The sequence below is a fragment of the Paenibacillus rhizophilus genome, from assembly GCF_003854965.1.
Classification (GTDB): domain Bacteria; phylum Bacillota; class Bacilli; order Paenibacillales; family Paenibacillaceae; genus Paenibacillus_AQ; species Paenibacillus_AQ rhizophilus.
This window is the reverse complement of the sequence record NZ_RQPI01000027.1, coordinates 12,925-30,030: the sequence shown is the minus strand read 5'-3', so window position 1 is coordinate 30,030 and position 17,106 is coordinate 12,925. Positions and strand designations below refer to the sequence as shown.

Sequence of the window (17,106 nt, the reverse complement as noted above, 5' to 3'; positions counted from 1 at the left end):
ACCACTGCTTGGGTGGATAACGATTCCAAGGCCATAAACTGCTCTTGAATGACCGTAATCAAGAACGTCAGCGCCTCTTGATACACATGAAGAGTCGCATCTAGCATGCGGTGGTGAGACGTAATCGTATGCTTGAGTGTTTTGACCACCTTCATGAGATACGCCTCCATCGCAAGTTTGATGGATCTAGTATAACACAAGAACGTATGTTTGGTGAAGCGGGCGTGTCTAACCCCCACCTTCGCTGTTGGGTTAGAGGTGGGGGACTGCGACACTAAATCTGTTCTATATTAGCTGTATCGGGAGATGAGCTGATGCAATTGACGGGAGACCTCATGTACACCGCGGCGCAGATCATTACCGGTAAAGGTCACGCGGATAAAGCTCTCATCCGTACCCATGGCTTCCGACAAGAAACCGCCAAGTCCGCGAGCTCTACGGTCAATCTGGATGTACAGCTCCAAATTGTCGCCCCGCGGAAAGAACATCACTTCAAGCTCATCCAGCGCGCCGCGAAACTCGCGGGTCGGCACATACTCGAACTCCTGTACAAAAGGCAAGCCGGCGCCAAGACGGGGAGCATATTCATTGGTCACCTCGCGCAGCCTAAAGCCCAGCTCATCCAGCGCGCCGAATACCAACTGCATGTTATCGCTCGGCACCACCTCGAGATAATCATGGTCGCTTGGATCGAGCGCCATCTTGATATCCAGTCCTGTCATTAGCCATACCGGTGTGTTGCGGTACGATACAGGCGCACGCTCGGGGATGGTCATTTCGAACGGAATTTCCCGAGTCTCCCCGGCCTGCAGCAAAACTCCCTCGGTAATGAGGATGCGTGCGATTTCGACTTCATGAGTTACCTTTCGATCATTTTCTTCTTTCTCATACTGCGTCTTTACATAAATGTAAATCTTGTCAATTTGCTGCTCCACCTGGCCCCCGCGAATGGATACCACTCCGCGCAGCGTACCTCCAGCCACTACCTGCGCCTCCTCGAGCCGAGTGTCCACTTTTGCCGACCCGATGCCGACGCTTGCCAATACCTTTTTGAACATAGACATGTACCGGTTCCACCTCCGCAATAATGCATCCTTATAATACGTTCATGCTGTGCATTACGCAGCATCCGGCTGATTCGTTTCAGCCAAGAACGAACTTTAGTCTAGGCACATGCATAGTATGAAAAGAAGTTATTATGAAGGAGTGAACAAAATGGCTTTTTTGCCACTGCCCGGAACACCCGCTCAAACACTGTCCCCTCCCCCTGCCTTCATCCCGCCCAAACCTGCGGCATTTGGATCTTATATCATCGACTGCTTGCAAAATTATACTTATGTCTGGTTATGGAACGGGGACAGCTTCTGGTATTTCCCCACTCGGGTGGAGTACGGTGAAGTTTCAGGCTATCGCTGGAGCGGTGCGTATTGGTTTTATTATGGAATTGATCCAAGATTCATAAATGCCGTTTCTTGTCCTCCGATTCCTACACTGTACTAATATTGAAGAAGTAAATGGGGCTCGGCACGTTTTTAGGTCATCCTTTGCGGGATGGTTCTTTCTTTGATCTCGCTTTGTTTAATTATCTTTTCCCGAGGGAGCGTCATGGAAAACGAATCTTTTCTCGGTATCTTTTGCAGGATCCACAACCCCCGGATTTTCTTGCGAGCCTACTATAATAGACATAAAAATATCTACGGGATTCTCACTATCCACTGCAAACCCGAACCGTTGACTCTTGGATGATAGCGGCAAACACGAAAAGTCGCACAACAAAGAGAACAGCCCGCAGGCTGTTCTCTTTCGCTGTCTGCCTTAGAAGCACGTGAACGAGCGAATCCGATTCAAATCGATGCCGAAGTACGCCCAGAAGAAACCGAACCATCTGAACCCTGCAACAGAATTACGCCCGACGAATACCGGGAAGAACCAGAATTGCTCGCCGTTGTTCAGCCAAATATATGTGTTTCGGAACAGGCAGCGTCTGATCCCGCCGGGGTCGATGGCAAATGTGGTGGTCGACATTTGCGGTACGAATTGCGGTGGAGGAGCCGTCGGCGCTTGAACGCCTCCCGGTGCACCCTCCGGAGTCCCCGGAAATCCTCCTGGAAACCCCGGTCCTCCCGGCACGCCAGGTCCGCCCGGGAATCCCGGAAATCCTCCGCCGGTTCCCGGCGTTGGAAAAAATCCCATATGTGATCGCTCCTTTCAATGAGTAGGCATAATCATCATATGCATTCGCGGAAAGGGCGCCTGGGCGAATGCCAATAAAAAATCCCCGCCCAGCCGAAGCTGAACGGTAGTGAAGGAAATTAGTGAAATTAGCCGCTTTTTTATTCTTGAGCGGTTTTATTTTTACTGAAAATCAACAATAAGATTTAACATAGGCATTATCAAAAAACTTGCCCCTACTTGTGATACGGTTCTCCGCGCGTAACGGCAAGTTTTCATTTTAGTCTTTCCTTTACGTGTTCCCTCGTACAAAATATTATAGTCTAAGGAGCAGCCGTTTCAGTGAAAGGAGTCCGTTTCGGTATGTTAAAAATCAGTGCTTTCTCCAAGTTAACCCGAGTCTCTGTTAAAACTTTACGATTTTACGATAACCTGGGGCTGTTAAAACCTGCCGTCGTAGATCAAAATAATGGCTATCGATATTATACCGAAGAACAGCTTCTGACGGTTAAACGTATCCTTGCCTTGAAAGAACAAGGCTTCACATTAGAGCAAATCAAGCCTCTTCTGGAAGAAAACGTTGTGCCGAAGGCAGTGAAGAACAAGTTAACGGATAAAAAGAAAGAACTTGAGCAGGCCATCCATGAAGCGCAAAATCAGCTTAACGAGATTGATAGAAGGCTGACCCGTGTTGAGGAATCGGAGAAGCATCTTCATCATACACCGGCTACAATTCGATATGTAGAACCTCAACTCATCGCTTCCATACGTGACACGATCCCGCGAACACAGCTGTGTCTGATGCTGGACGAAATCTCGCAGTATGTCCGTTCCTGCGGAGAGGATGAAGGGCGTTTACTGACGATTTTATGGCATGATTTCGGTAGCATGAATTCAGATCCAGTCGATATCGAGGTCGCACTGCCCCTAACAAAGGATATTCCAAGCAACGGAAGAGTGAAAGTCGGGATCCTCCCAGAATTGAAGGCTGCAGCTTCCCTTGTACACCACTGTAACCCATACCGCAATTGTTGTCCGGCTGTCACTGAACTCATGTCATGGATCTCATCCCAGAGCTTTGTCCATTCCGAAAAAGAACCTCTCCGCGAAATCTATTTAACTTCAGACAAAGATATGTACGGAACAATACGGCTTGCTGAATTGCTCGTCCCCATCGAGCATGCTGGTTAACATTCATTTCTATCCCATGTTTCATTCTGCAACTTGCAGCATGATAACCATGGTTTTTTTATGCAAAAAAAATCCGGAGTTTCCTTGACTCTCCCCTTAACTGGAAGGTGTACAGTAGTGCTGCACAATTAAAAGGAGGAGTGGAACAAATGAAACGACTGAAAGGAAAAATTGCTTTGGTCACAGGAGGAAGCAGAGGGATTGGGAGAGGGATTGCCCTGCGATTGGCAGAGGATGGGGCTCTGGTTGCAGTTCATTATGGGAACCGCAGCGATGCAGCCGACGATGTCGTTCGAATCATTGAGGAGCAGGGAGGACAAGCGATTGCGATAGGTGCAGGACTCGAGACCGTGGCTGGGGCGAAGCAGTTGATTCAATCCTTGGAGGAAGCACTCCTTCACCATGCCGGTGAAGCCCGGTTTGATATTCTTGTTAACAATGCCGGTATCGGAACTTCAAAATCATTTGAGGAGACAACAGAAGAAGCATTCGACGAGGTATTTGCAGTAAACGTAAAAGCACCGTTCTTCCTCGTCCAGCAGGCATTGCCGATGCTGCGCAGCGGAGGATGCATCATCAATATCTCTTCAGGTGTTACACGAATCGCATATCCCCACATTATGGCCTACAATTTGACAAAAGGTGCAATAAATACATTCACACTGCATCTTGCTCAATTACTAGGGCCGCGTGGGATTACGGTTAATGCTGTTCTTCCCGGCATCGTCGATACGGACGTCAATGCCTCTTGGTTGCACACACCGGAAGGTCAAAAGCATGCATCAGAAATGTCGGCCTTCGGCCGGGTCGGACAGCCTTCAGATATTGCAGACATCGTCGCCTTCCTCTCTTCTTCGGACAGCCGTTGGATAACGGGACAAATGGTTGATGCAACGGGCGGTTCACATCTGTAAGCATAATATAAGGAGCAAAACAATTGTTCTGCTCCTCTTAGCTTTACCTGCTTATAGTTGTCATGACCCGAATGCTGTTTCCCCTACTTCTGACAAACTTTATGAAGTAAATACATGAGCCTTTTTCTCATGCTCCCATACTCCCTTAGTTAGACCGAGCGACCGCGCGGTTGAAGTGTGAATTTCGTGCATAAGTTCCGGGTTTACAGGTAATGACACACCATAAGAAGGAATCATTTCTTTTATTTTCGGTTCCCACGCATTTATATGTTGCGGGAAGCATTTTAGGATGACTTCAAGCATGACGGAAACGGCGGTAGAAGCACCCGGAGAAGCGCCAAGCAATGCAGCGATCGAGCCATCAGCGGCACTAATCACTTCCGTGCCAAACTGTAGCGTTCCTTTGCCGGCAGCCGTATCTTTGATAATTTGCACTCGTTGGCCCGCGACCACTAAATCCCAATCCTCGCTTTTGGCGTTCGGGACGAAATCCCGTAAAGCTTCCATGCGCTGTTCTTTCGATAACATCACTTGCTCGATCAGGTATTTGGTCAGTTGAACGTTTTTGACGCCTGCCGCCAGCATCGTTACGAGATTATCTGGTTTTACAGAAGTTAACAAATCAAACATAGAACCGAATTTTAAGAACTTTGGTGAGAAGCCGGCAAAAGGGCCAAAGAACAACGATTCTTTCTTGTCGATGAATCTTGTGTCAAGATGCGGAACAGACATGGGAGGAGCTCCAACCGCAGCTTTGCCGTATACTTTGGCATGATGCTGCGCTACAATATCCGGTTTCTGACACACCATAAATAGTCCGCTTACCGGAAATCCTCCAATCCCTTTTCCTTCAGGAATACCGGATTTCTGCAGCAAATGCAGGCTGCCTCCCCCGCTGCCGATAAAGACGAATTTTGCAGTATGGCGTTCGATGGTACCGCTATCCATATTCCGCACTTTCAATTCCCACGAGCCGTCGCTCGTACATGTAATATCATCAACCTGATGTTTGAACTTAATATCAACGTTGTTACTCTTTAAGTGGTCAAACATTATGCGCGTTAAAGCGCCGAAGTTGACATCCGTTCCCGATTCGATTCTTGTTGCCGCTATCGGTTGATTCAATGTCCGGTCTTTCATCATAAGCGGAATCCATTCCATCAGTTGTCCCGGGTCATCAGAAAATTCCATCCCTTGAAACAGGGGACTTTTCGAAAGCGCTTCAAATCGTCTTTTTAAAAACGCTACATCCTGTTCCCCTTGTACAAAACTCATATGAGGCACTGGAACGATAAAGTCCCGCGGATTACGTATCCGATTGCTGTTTACCAGATAAGACCAAAATTGCTTGGAAAACTGATACTCTTCATTCACTTTTATAGCTTTGTCAATATCGATGGACCCGTCCGGTTGTTCGACGGTGTAGTTCAGCTCGCACAGTGAAGAATGCCCCGTTCCCGCATTATTCCATTCGTTGGAGCTTTCCTCTCCTGCGCCCGCACACCGCTCAAACACGGTGATTTCCCAGTCCGGCGCTAATTCTTTCAGCAATGAACCCAAAGTCGCACTCATGATTCCGGCACCAATTAAAATAACGTCAGTTTTCGTTTGTTGGTTGCTCATGTTTACCGTCCTTCTACCCTACGATTTGCAGGAAGGATGTAAGGCGCTCCTGCTTAGGCGCCACAGCAAGCCAGCGCGCGACCTGGTCACACGCCTTTTCTGGATCAATTATTGACCTGATCTAAGTGTATCATTATTGTTATTAGATTTTAATATTTATCTAATTTTTTACTGAAACAGTGTTGACTAAATTATGCCAGTAGATGCTTTGATCACGTCGCTGATTGGGGGATTTTTGCTGTTAATTATGGTGGGGTTCACCGCGCTATCTGTAACGGCAAGTTTTTCGCACCCATCACAGCTAATTTACCTTTATGTCTGAGAGTCTATTTAACTTTGTTTGTCCTCAATATCCAATGAAAATACTTCTTTAAAGCCTATTTTACCCTCAGAAGTAATTTTTATCGCTCGTGTTTAAGGGCATTTCCTAATGCTCCAGCAAGGTGGTGGCGTCTTTCACTCCAATCCAGACATTTGTGTGAAAATGAGCGGCGTTTGTTCTTAACATTTTCAAAGTCAATTTGAAAGCTTGTAAAGAACTTCTTTCCATTTTCAGTAACAGTAAACCCTTCCTTTTCTTCACGCAGAATACCCGTTCTAAGCAATGTATTTGTTAATTGCACCCCTAAACTCCCGGCGAGATGATCATAACACGTTTTTGCGTAACGCAGCGCTTTATCTTCCGAAGATTGTTTTAAAGACTTTTGAATCCCATAGTATCGATGTCTCCCTTGCTTCTCAACGGCGACTACGTTAGCATTGACCAATTTTGCTAAATGGAAACTTGCCATTTGAGGCTGGATTTTTACCATATATGCTAACTCACTTGCTGCATGAAACCTCCCGTCTAGTAAGACAGTTAATATTAATTAATATTCCCAGTCCTTCCCTTTGGGAGAATGTTGAACAACTAGCCCCTTACACAGGGAAAAATCCCGTTCCTGAAAATAAGAAAAAATATGGATGTGCATATCAAAAAGACAAATATGCTATTAGTGGATTAACTCCCATTGAGTCTAAGACGGTAAAACCTACACGAATTATGGAATGCCCACTACAAATTGAGGCAAGAGTAAAAAACATTCGAATTCCTGATCATTCCCCTGACTTTGCAATTATTGAGACACAAGCTGTGCATGTACATGCTCACAAAGAAATTATCATTAAAATCATATCGATCCCCAAAAATGGAGTCCGCTTATATATAATTTTCGTCATTATTTCGGTCTAGTTAATCAGCTCGGTAAAACCTTTCGATCTGAAATTTAAATAATCAAGTACGGCACAAACGTCTGGCTCATCCCCTCCGCGTTAACTTCAACGGCAAGTTTTAAGGCCATCCAATTCGGATGACCTTTTCCTTTAAGCCAAACGATTCCTTTTGGATGCTACGGTGTTGTCCTAGAATTATTTTACTTTCACAGGTTCGAATAAATTCAGATAATATTTGCTTCCACTACCGTCCGGATTGTCATTACGAATATGTTCTTCTAGGCATAGTCTTGAACGGTCAGATTTGTACTTACTATGCTTTGACAAGTAACGCATTAACGTTTTCCATGAATCACCGATGTCATCACTGCTTTCAAACATAGCGTATAGCCCACCGGGCATCACCATTTCTTTTAAATGTGATGGAACATCCACTCCATCTGGAATTGCAGCACACATACCATATCCATAAGGGGTGCCGAGATGACTTGGCAGCGGCACCACATTACCACCAAAAAAACGTGCCGTACCCAGTAAATTGGATGACTTAATCCAATCCAGCACCGGCGCCATTGCCTCATCTTCTGGAGCAGCACCTACAGCAATATTATAGGCTACCCTCATAGGAGGAAGGGTAACTATTTTGATTATATTGTTTTCTTCTAAATTGCTCATTAATAAATCCTCCATCTCCGTAAGGATCTCATCAAGACTAGAGAAACAATCTGTGTTTTTCTTTTGAAAGAGTTTCAAGACCCGGTCTAATTGTTGTTCAAAAAGCAGTATTTCTGTTCTTTGCAACAGGATGGCTGGGGTCAACAGTTATATTACCGGAGAAAGAAACTCTTTAAAATTAGGAGGCTGCTGTATGGTTCCTACAATTATCTCAAAACCGTCATTTAAAGTTGCCGGTTACGGAATAAAAACCAATATTGCAGATGGAAGTTTTACTAAAGATATCGCTGCTTTTTGGAACAATTACGATATTAACGGTTGGGAATGTAAAATGTATGACCAACTTAATCCTCCGATGCATGGTGAAGTCGGGATCTGTGTACCGGAGTCTAGAGAAAGCGAAAGCTTGGTTTATTTACTCGGAGTCATCGTTGAAGATTTTGAAAAACCAACTCCAGACATGATTACTCTTGAAGTACCTGAAGCTACCTACGCCGTATTTACTACTCCTCCTGTGGATATGACAATCGGAGGAAAAAACGGGAAAGCCAATCAGGAGGATTTCCCCAACGCTATTAGTAAAACATGGAAGTATGTCTTTGAGGAATGGTTCAAGGATAGTGGGTATGAGTATGATGAGACTAAATTGGATTTTGAATTCTATGATGAACGTTGTCATTTCCGTCCGGATACAGTTATGGATATTTACGTGCCCGTTATAAAGAAGATTTAAGCAGGAATATAATAGAGAAAGGGCTGTTTCCCCCATAATATGGGGATTACAGTCCTTTTTTGCTCTTCATAGCTTCAAGTTATTGACTCATAGAATGATTCATTTTCTTTGTAATGCTTGAAGCATAAAAACGGTTGGTTCAGGTTCCCCTGATCCAACCGTTCCTTGTTTAGTCCCTTCCGGGTAAGTGTCTTATCCGAACCATTTTATTATTTTAATATAACATTATCGATCAGTACCGCCGTATCGAAGGCACTGTCTCCCTGATCCCAAACGTGGAAGCGAAGGACAATCGAAGCCTTTCCGGCAAATTGACTTACGTCGAATTGTACGTGCTTCCAATTGGTCATGTATGTCGTTTTGTCGCCACCGTAGAAATCAATCGCTACTTTGTTCTCATCAATCCAGTATACCGTGGAGCCATTAATCGATTCGGTTCCTATGGTGACGGACTCGTTGCCGTAGACACTGGATGTTACAGTATCCCCCCCATTAACATGAGAGGTAACGACTGAAGCTGTATTGATGTATACACTGGAAGTTACCGTTGTTTTAAATGTGTCGTTAAATTTGGTTCCAACGTATTCTTTCGGCTCCTCAGAAATGAAATTGTAATCGAACGAAAGCGTTGTTACTCCTGCTGGAATAATGAAATTTTGCTCGATATAACTATCCGAATTGTAGTCGAAGCCTGCGTAATCGTTGTTTTCAAATCCAAGGCCGGTGCTGATAATGGCCATGTAGTTACCCTCTGTCGGCTTGAGCGGTCCCAGCTTGGAAATAACCCGGACATCCCCGTTTCCATTCCAGCCGATCCAATTCCCGGTTTCAAATGTTCCGTTGATCAGACCCTTTGTCTTAGCGTCAATGCTGCTTCCCTTCATAGCGAAAGTAGCCAAACCATCGTTTGCGCCATTGGCAGCCACTGCTGAATTGAATGCTTCTTCAGTCGTCTTGTTCTCATCGACCAAAGCTGTGAACACAGATTGAATAATCGCTTGATCATAAGCGAGTTTTACATAATCGGTGTATCCATAATAAGTGGCAGCGCCATTGTTAATGAAAGCATCTGCCATGGAATTGTTGTACAAGCTTCGGCAGCTTCCATTAAATACGATTGTATCCGGCAGCATATCGTTATAGCGTGTAATAAATGAAGGTGTAATAGCATAATAACCGGAGATAATAGCCAGTCTTCCCTTTTTCAAGTCTAACTCATACGCTTTCTTACTCTCTACCGTTGCCTTTTCCCCTGTCAGGAACATTACTTGCGGCCCAGCATACTTGAAATCAATGCCGTACGTATTATGGAGCATCTGGAGCACATTTTCATCATAGAAAGTATCTCCGTGGGTATCTAAAACCACGACTCCATAGTTATTCAGTCCTTTAAAGAAGTTAACATCAGCTGCGGTATCTTTTACTCTTTCCACAAGGAAAGGGTAATCCGACTGATTGAACTTATCATACACAGCGTCATAAACAGTCGATGACGTAAGCTCGCTGGCGAACGGAGAAATCACAGCAACCCGCTTGCTTCCTATTGATGAGACGGTTTGTTCCACACTTTGCGTTAGCGTATTCGTTTTCAATGCATCACTGGGAGCAGCTTCTCCGGTACTGCTTAACCCCTTCGTATTCTCAGGAGCTGCTGAAATCCCCCCTAAAATCCCGGTGTCCAATAAATACCATATACTTCCACCCGCACCGGAAATACCCGCATACTGTACTTCGGCTTGCGCTTGCAGCCAAGCCACAGTTTCTTCCTTCGCTTTTTGCAAATCGCCGTATTCAGTGACCAGTTGATCAAGCTTATCCTGCGTATTATTTTCAATGATTTCCGTTTGTGCAAGCTGCTCATCCGTAAGATGCTTCACTACAGATAATTTAAAGACTGTGCTGCTTGGGGCATCTCCCGTATAAGCCTGCAGATTTATGTAGCCTTCCGTACTTTCAGTCAATGTAGCTTTTCCACTGTAGATCCCGTCTGCTTGGAGACTGTCTCCATGAGCTCCCAAACCATCATCATACAGCGATGTGATTTCGGAAATCACTTTGCCGGTGTCATCAACTTTATAGACACTCGCATTTACCGTTTCGGCCTCATTGAGCGCTACACGGAATATGACTTCTGTTGGTTCATCCGCATAAATGGAATCGGTGCTCTCCCCTTTCACCACAACTTGGAGACCATTTACCGGTGCTGGAGCTGTCGGTGCTGGAGTTGGAGTTGCCGGTGTTGGAGTTGCCGGTGCTGGAGTTGCCGGTACTGGAGTTGCCGGTGCTGGAGTTGCCGGTGCTGGAGTTGCCGGTGCTGGAGTTGCCGGAGAAGTCCCACGGTCGGTTGTCACCTGGGTTGCAGCCGGGGTTCCCACGGGAGTTTGTCCCTTGTTAGCCTCTTCAGCAAGAAGCTCCTTGGATTTGTCGACATACACCGACTTATTGGTTTTGAATTCATAAGCTAGACGAGCCAGAGCCTGCCGCTCCGCGTGGTCTTTCGGCTTGAATTTCAGCGTCCCGTCACTGCCTTCAACCCCGTTGATAAAGCCATTCTTGAAGGCCAAGGATACCTGCGCTTTTGCCCATTCCGATACCTCCGATATATCCGACAGCTTGGTGTCCACCGGAAGCTTCTTCGCCGTATCTTCCAATTTGAAAGCTCGAATGAAAAATACGACCAACTCTTCGCGAGTGACATTCGAATTAGGGCTGAAAGTAGTAGCCGATGTTCCTTCCGTGATACCGGTCTCTACCAACGCACTTACGTAACCGCGGTACCAACTGTTGGGATCAACGTCTTTGAACGGTGCCGCTTTATCACCATTTTCTTTCAGACCGAGGGCTAGGACAATGATTTTCGCCAGTTCGGCGCGTGTCATGGCCTTATTCGGTTTGAACGTATTATCTTCATACCCAGAGATTATACCTGCTTCTACTAATGATTGAATCTCCTTTTGCGCATAAGAATCAGCGATGTCTTTGAACTGCGTAGCCTCACCAAATGCCATACGTGGCATAAGGGTACTTAATAGCAGGGCAAACACCATCATCAGACTGACTTTACGACGCACTGCATGGAATAGCATTGTCTTCTCCCCTTCTAATCTAAGACTTTCAATGAGTGTCGTCTTCCTAATAGGCCCCAAGGATGGGATTTAAGACCAAAGTCGGACAACTCCCTTGATTTTACAATAGGAACTGGGGAGTATACAATCATTATCCGTATTTATTCACAGAACTTATTACCCATTTTTGAACAAATGAGCTTGACATAGAGAAACAGCTTATTCAAACGCCGACTGGTAGTCAGGTCATCGAAGTAGTAAAATGGCAATAAGAAAATTAAACCGAACTACACTCTATTTGTAAAAAGGCATCCGGGCTCTACCCCCATCTATTCTTACAGGTACCCAGGCCACTGCAACATCTGCTCGGTTAGCACCACGGCGGGTATGATTCGTTTGGATTTCAAACAATGATCGAGTGAATACCAAACATAAGACCCCTTACGCTGTGCAGTAGTATAATGCTCGCAGGCGACTTACTTCCTCCTCGCCAAGCGAAAAATCCTTAGGATTTTATGTCACTTGTGATACGGTTCACCATATCAATTATAAGGCGAATTAAAGGGCGCCCCGAGTGGGGCCCCCTTTAGTAGATTTACATTAGTTTAACTGTTTCCATAAATAATCTTCACTTAAGGTTAACGAGTTAATTATTGCATCCATTCTCCGCGTGTGTTTTCGCACTGGCGTATAAACATTTCCTTCGTTTCCCTTAAACATTTCAATTATATTTTCTTTTAGTAACATATTAATTATTTTATTGGCTGCCTTTTTGTCAGCTGATGATCCAAGTCCTCTTAACAGGGCTTCTTCCATTCGTCCAGCTCCAGGCTGGAAATATATTTTCTTTATTATAGTAATAAAAACTCTTTGTTCTACAGATAAATTAGCATTTTTAATTCTAGTAACATTATGAATTGTTTCGTATGACTCTATCTCACAACCTGTTATCCATTCAGGAAGACCCTTTTCTGATGATACACCTATTAAATTTTTTATAATACAATTTTTAATAGTAACATTCTCTACATTGCAATTGGTAATATCCAACTTATCTATGATTGAACTATTAATACTTAAATTTGAGATAAGCTTATCTGATAAATCAACAACCGATATGTGTGAATCATCTACAGATAGATACTTAAAATCCATGCTATTTTGTTCACTTAAAAGAATTGAGGCCATTACATCACCGACAAGTATGCCGTTCTTCCAGTTAGCTGCTTTCCTTATGAATGTTTTATACCGGTTAATACCACTGTCACCTAATATGTCATTTGCTACAAACGACAATCCAAAGTCACTTAATGGATTTGACCAAGATAGATCACTTAATTTTTCACTTTGTTGTGTTACATTTTCAACAATGTCCTCAGCCCTTAAACCATCAAGTATGTATTTATCAATAAATTGTCTGTCATGGCTTTCTGAACCCACTCTACCAAGAGCAGGTAATCTTTGTAACATCGTAGCCGACTCATCAACTGGCGGAGTACCTACAACATTTTCAAACGCCTTATTCATTTCATTTATTGTAATGGGACCGACATCTTGGATCTTATTTCTTGTCATACGCGCTATTTCAATAAGGACTTTCTTTATAGTAATAGCATCCAAAGAAACATTAATATTGCTCTCTCTCTCACAAATTGCATCAATAAGTGTACGCCAAAATTCTATCATTCCGAGTGGTTCGTTAAGTAATCTCTTCAGGTAATCACTATCAAATTCACTAATAATTTGACATATTAACGCGCGTTTTGGCATCCATGTTGGAACGTTAATGTTATCAACAATACTATCTAAATATTCTTTCATTTCCAATTCTGTGAACTCATCGGGACATTCAATTATTATAGTGTCTTTTGGATTTAGCCCTAAACAAGTAAACATTTCTTCACTGGTATTAAAATAATGTTCCCTACCAGTAATAATTAATCCTCCCTTTGTATTTCGGATCAAATCCTTAACTCCCTTTAATGATTCTGCCCTAATTTCCTTTAGTTTATTTACATTATCACTCCAAGATTGAGCGCCGATCTCATCAAACCCATCCAGAAGGAAAATTATACTTTCTCCCTCGAATATTTTTATTACATTTTCTGAGTACATGGATAGTCCTAGATCATCAAAATGTCTTCTAATTATTTCCTGTCCTCTTTTTACTCCCCAATTATCTCGTAAATTAATTGCAAGTGGGTATCTTATTTCAGTAATGTCCTTCTCATTTAGTTTCACAAAAATTTCTTTAATACAACGACTTTTTCCTGTCCCGTAGTTTCCCATCAAAATAATTCTTTTATTTTGTTTTAACATTGCTACAATTTCATCTATAGAAAATTCCCTTCCATTTTTATATAGCTTATACTTAATAGAGATGTATTTCCTTTCATCGTTGTTCCCAGATTTCCTATCGACTGCGCTTCCAAACTTTTTCTGAGATCTTGTATAGTAATAGGAATCGTAATTTAAAAATTTCTTTGAAAATGAATTAATCGATAGGACTTCTACCTTGGAGCTATCTCCTGTTTCTTTTAATGATGGAGCCGGTTCCTCCTCGCAAATAAAATAACATTCTGCATAAATACCTTGAGAAAATAAATACGGCTTTACTGAAGAAAATTTAGCCAGATCATCTCTTAATTTTCCTAACGTCTCATTTTGAGTAATCTCAATAAGTATCCAATAGTCACTGCGAATCTTAATAACACAATCAATATTAACACCAGCAATATGTTCCGGTTCAGCATTACTACTCCACAAAAAAGAAGCCAATTTTCGAACACGATCTTCTGTCATCTGCCAATTCAAGCAATTACCTCTTTTCTAATAACTATTTCTGTTTGTTCAAAATCATAATCCATTACTTGAAAAAGCAAATACTTCTTCTTGCAGAGCCTCGCTACTTTTCTACGTATACTCCCATATTACAACAAGTGGGTATATTTTCCTAATAGTCCTAGCGTTACACAAACATCAAATAATTATTTTCAATTTTCGCCCTACTTATGATACGGTTCTCCGTACCACTTATAGGGCGAAATTCTTCGCCCTCTTTAAGTACTCTTCAGATTTTTGAAGTCTACTATATGTACATCTAACTAAACTAGTAGCATATCAATCTTAAACTTGGAACAAAAAACCATAAAATCTATGCCTGTAAACGAAACCGATTGAACCGCTTCTCCAGTTCCAACAGCCGATTCAGTCCCATTCCCGTTTCTTCGAACTTTTCCCTCTGATCATAGAGCCTTGTATACAGGCAGCGAAGGAAGTGCTTACGGTTTGTATTGAGAGTGTAGCTTTCCACACTCTTCGTTCGCGCTGGCTCCATCTGCCCCAACCATTCGCAAATCGTGGCAAAGGAAACCTTTTGACTCTGAATCATAGAGACGATCGCCGTAGCGAGCCGTTCGTCCTCCTCTCTCTGATACACCTCAGCGGGTCTTTCGAGCAAGGCCTGCACTCCCGTCCAGATTTCGGTACATTCCTTCGCTCCCGCATAGCGGCTCATCGCACATTCATCCAACGCATCTGCAACATGCGCAGCGGCATGCGCCCATCCCTTGACCTCCACGTATCCGCGAAAATCGTCTTCTAAATGGCAATAGCGAATCAGTGCCTTCAGAGCGAGGTCATAGCTTTCTCTAGTTAAGTACGGCTTCCGATTATCGCAGGTAAGCAACAGGGCGATCAAAAGGGAAGTAAACGTGCGCTTAAAGACGCTGTCCGTCTCCTTCTCCCCGATCCCGTAAAATAATCCGCTATCTGAAACGGATTGCTGAAGCAGTTCTTCCATTTGGGACTTCCCGAGTGCGTTCTCCTCCAGCAGCCAATTGAACAGAGCGGAGTACGCTTCCTCCCGAATTTCGGAGTCCGGAGACCCGAGCAAGATCACCTTCTGCTGAACGAGCGTCCATACATCCTGTTGTTCCTCTTCCATTCTGTCGTTGCCCCCTTCTATTCCCATGTTCGTTTCTCATTGATTGCCATCTTCATCCAGAACCTCTTTCGGCAGTTCCCCCACTTCGATGATTTTACCATTAAATGACTATACAAAAAATATAGGCCTCAGTCCCAGTGAATTCAGGACCTTCATTTCATTTGGGTATTATTTACAAAAGGTCTATTGCATGTTATTATATATATGTAATTACGTAACTACGTATTTAAGTAATTAATTGAAAGGGTGATCCGTTTGACCGAACCTAGAGACTTCGGCGCAGAATTGGATATTTTAAAGAAGCAATTGGGTGATCTTGAACAGCTTGTAAACCAAATCGCAAACGATAGCTCTCCCAGAGTTTCGCGGACCCGGACATTTGACAAAAATACCGTGTCAGTCGAAACGATCAACGATGAATTGGATTTTGGCGGGATCTTTTACTCAGGGCAATACAGCGGGGAGAAATGGCGGTACAGATGGGAACCCCAAGAAAGACTTGTCAGTCAATTGCTGGACCTGGACGGCGAGAAAGTCGCCAAAATTTTAGCGGCGCTCGGTCACAAGCAGCGCTTGGACATTCTTAGATCGGTATTGAAAGAGCCCCTTTCGGGTTCGGAAATTGTCGAACGTTTGAATATGGGGACAACCGGGCAACTCTACCATCACATTAAAGCGTTGCTTGGAGCTGACCTCCTTGTCCAGGAAGAACGGGGTGGAATGTACTCGCTTCCCTCGCACAGAGTACTCCCACTCCTTTTGTTGCTAGCCGCGACTTCCGACTTGCTTGATACAAGCGACTATATGGAACTAGCTGAAACCAGAAACAACGCTAGTGCCTATTTGGGTAACGCCCAGGATGGTTACGACCCTCACTATCTCCTCTGGGCAGTGTTGGAGAATTCCATTCTGGAACATCGGGCCGGATTCTGCAGCGAAGCAGGCATTTTCCTTCAAGGCGATGGTAGCGTCACAGTATCCGACAACGGGCGAGGAATCCCTGTTCAAGTCCTTCCGAACACAGAAAAGTCACGCGTGCAAGCCGTTCTCACTGAACTGAGCCATTATAGCACCAGCGACTCTTTTGTTGCTCCGGGGGGAGAAAAAGGGATTAACATTGCGGTCGTTAATGCTCTTTCTCAAAAACTTTCAATCGAAGTTCGCCGAGAAGGAAAAGTCTTCAGGCAAGACTATAAACATGGAATTCCTCAAACGGGTTTGTTGACCGTAGGTATAACCAAAGAAACGGGAACAAGCGTTACTTTTCTACCCGATCCGGAGATTTTTAAATCCGCCTTTGACAAGAATGTTATAGCAAAACATGTCCCAGAAATTTCAGCAATTTATCCCGACCTGACCATTCATCTTTAATGAAACTAAACGTTTGCAGCACAGCTTAACGGAACTATCGGCTAAAAATGCGAAAGGAGCATGCCTCGGCAGCTCCTTCGTTGTTTGTGCAGAATGATTCTTTATCGATCGAAAGAACGGGGCATTCGTTGATTTCCAGAAATGGCTTACGGGATCATTTGACAAACGGATTCCTGCATAATAGAATTAGAATGAACATTCGAT

Annotated in this window: 12 protein-coding genes and 3 pseudogenes; 6 read left to right on the top strand and 9 right to left on the bottom strand. The window is 43.9% G+C overall.

Annotation, left to right across the window (positions count from 1 at the left end; all coding sequences use genetic code 11):
* Positions 1-200: pseudogene (locus EH198_RS23855) on the bottom strand (hypothetical protein); the annotation flags it as partial.
* 90 nt (positions 201-290) lie between these two features.
* Entirely contained in the window at positions 291-1,064 is a 774-nt protein-coding gene (locus tag EH198_RS23850) for a sporulation protein (protein ID WP_124697977.1), read from the bottom strand.
* A gap of 151 nt (positions 1,065-1,215) precedes the next feature.
* Here EH198_RS23850 and EH198_RS23845 point away from each other — a divergent pair, with 151 nt between their 5' ends.
* Complete coding sequence (locus EH198_RS23845; protein WP_124697976.1) at positions 1,216-1,500, top strand: transporter; 285 nt, start codon at positions 1,216-1,218, stop codon at positions 1,498-1,500.
* 315 nt (positions 1,501-1,815) lie between these two features.
* Here the strand turns inward: EH198_RS23845 and EH198_RS23840 are convergent, their stop codons facing one another.
* Positions 1,816-2,193 carry a collagen-like protein gene (locus tag EH198_RS23840; RefSeq protein ID WP_124697975.1) on the bottom strand — a complete coding sequence of 126 codons (378 nt, stop codon included), beginning with the start codon at positions 2,191-2,193 and terminating at the stop codon, positions 1,816-1,818.
* Positions 2,194-2,535: 342 nt separating this feature from the next.
* Between EH198_RS23840 and EH198_RS23835 the strand changes: the two genes are divergently transcribed.
* Positions 2,536-3,363, top strand: coding sequence for a MerR family transcriptional regulator (locus tag EH198_RS23835; protein WP_124697974.1), 828 nt, complete (start codon positions 2,536-2,538; stop codon positions 3,361-3,363).
* Positions 3,364-3,512: 149 nt separating this feature from the next.
* Positions 3,513-4,277, top strand: a complete 765-nt coding sequence (locus EH198_RS23830; protein ID WP_124697973.1) for an SDR family oxidoreductase — start codon at positions 3,513-3,515, stop codon at positions 4,275-4,277.
* Positions 4,278-4,376: 99 nt separating this feature from the next.
* Here the strand turns inward: EH198_RS23830 and EH198_RS23825 are convergent, their stop codons facing one another.
* Positions 4,377-5,900, bottom strand: coding sequence for a malate:quinone oxidoreductase (locus EH198_RS23825; protein WP_124697972.1), 1,524 nt, complete (start codon positions 5,898-5,900; stop codon positions 4,377-4,379).
* Positions 5,901-6,230: 330 nt separating this feature from the next.
* Positions 6,231-6,766 (bottom strand): annotated as a pseudogene (locus tag EH198_RS23820) (ArsR/SmtB family transcription factor); the annotation flags it as partial.
* On the opposite strand from EH198_RS23820, the pseudogene EH198_RS23815 reads away from it, so the two are divergent.
* Positions 6,766-7,169 (top strand): annotated as a pseudogene (locus EH198_RS23815) (flavin reductase family protein); the annotation flags it as partial. The pseudogenes EH198_RS23820 and EH198_RS23815 sit on opposite strands and share 1 nt — an antisense overlap.
* A gap of 138 nt (positions 7,170-7,307) precedes the next feature.
* Here EH198_RS23815 and EH198_RS23810 read toward each other — a convergent pair.
* Positions 7,308-7,931 carry an AraC family transcriptional regulator gene (locus tag EH198_RS23810; protein ID WP_221621565.1) on the bottom strand — a complete coding sequence of 208 codons (624 nt, stop codon included), beginning with the start codon at positions 7,929-7,931 and terminating at the stop codon, positions 7,308-7,310.
* Between the two features lie 49 nt (positions 7,932-7,980).
* On the opposite strand from EH198_RS23810, the gene EH198_RS23805 reads away from it, so the two are divergent.
* Positions 7,981-8,520: a GyrI-like domain-containing protein gene (locus EH198_RS23805; protein ID WP_246014515.1), complete on the top strand. Its 540-nt coding sequence runs from the start codon at positions 7,981-7,983 to the stop codon at positions 8,518-8,520.
* Between the two features lie 209 nt (positions 8,521-8,729).
* Here the strand turns inward: EH198_RS23805 and EH198_RS23800 are convergent, their stop codons facing one another.
* The 3 genes from EH198_RS23800 to EH198_RS23790 form a co-directional block, all read right to left on the bottom strand.
* Positions 8,730-11,606: an S-layer homology domain-containing protein gene (locus tag EH198_RS23800; protein ID WP_124697970.1), complete on the bottom strand. Its 2,877-nt coding sequence runs from the start codon at positions 11,604-11,606 to the stop codon at positions 8,730-8,732.
* Positions 11,607-12,185: 579 nt separating this feature from the next.
* Positions 12,186-14,399: an NACHT domain-containing protein gene (locus EH198_RS23795; protein WP_124697969.1), complete on the bottom strand. Its 2,214-nt coding sequence runs from the start codon at positions 14,397-14,399 to the stop codon at positions 12,186-12,188.
* A gap of 340 nt (positions 14,400-14,739) precedes the next feature.
* Positions 14,740-15,531 (bottom strand): DUF2785 domain-containing protein, encoded by a 792-nt coding sequence (locus EH198_RS23790; protein WP_185703038.1) that lies wholly within the window; start codon positions 15,529-15,531, stop codon positions 14,740-14,742.
* A 255-nt stretch (positions 15,532-15,786) separates the two neighbouring features.
* On the opposite strand from EH198_RS23790, the gene EH198_RS23785 reads away from it, so the two are divergent.
* Positions 15,787-16,902 carry an ATP-binding protein gene (locus EH198_RS23785; protein WP_124697967.1) on the top strand — a complete coding sequence of 372 codons (1,116 nt, stop codon included), beginning with the start codon at positions 15,787-15,789 and terminating at the stop codon, positions 16,900-16,902.
* The last annotated feature ends 204 nt before the right edge of the window (positions 16,903-17,106 follow it).

What these genes read in the sequence shown, in the direction of transcription:
- EH198_RS23830 (WP_124697973.1), top strand. Translation starts at nt 3,513, where the DNA reads ATGAAACGACTGAAAGGAAAAATTGCTTTGGTCACAGGAGGAAGCAGA.
- EH198_RS23845 (WP_124697976.1), top strand. Translation starts at nt 1,216, where the DNA reads ATGGCTTTTTTGCCACTGCCCGGAACACCCGCTCAAACACTGTCCCCT.
- EH198_RS23835 (WP_124697974.1), top strand. Translation starts at nt 2,536, where the DNA reads ATGTTAAAAATCAGTGCTTTCTCCAAGTTAACCCGAGTCTCTGTTAAA.
- EH198_RS23825 (WP_124697972.1), bottom strand. Translation starts at nt 5,900, where the DNA reads ATGAGCAACCAACAAACGAAAACTGACGTTATTTTAATTGGTGCCGGA.
- EH198_RS23790 (WP_185703038.1), bottom strand. Translation starts at nt 15,531, where the DNA reads ATGGAAGAGGAACAACAGGATGTATGGACGCTCGTTCAGCAGAAGGTG.
- EH198_RS23840 (WP_124697975.1), bottom strand. Translation starts at nt 2,193, where the DNA reads ATGGGATTTTTTCCAACGCCGGGAACCGGCGGAGGATTTCCGGGATTC.
- EH198_RS23800 (WP_124697970.1), bottom strand. Translation starts at nt 11,606, where the DNA reads ATGCTATTCCATGCAGTGCGTCGTAAAGTCAGTCTGATGATGGTGTTT.
- EH198_RS23850 (WP_124697977.1), bottom strand. Translation starts at nt 1,064, where the DNA reads ATGTCTATGTTCAAAAAGGTATTGGCAAGCGTCGGCATCGGGTCGGCA.
- EH198_RS23805 (WP_246014515.1), top strand. Translation starts at nt 7,981, where the DNA reads ATGGTTCCTACAATTATCTCAAAACCGTCATTTAAAGTTGCCGGTTAC.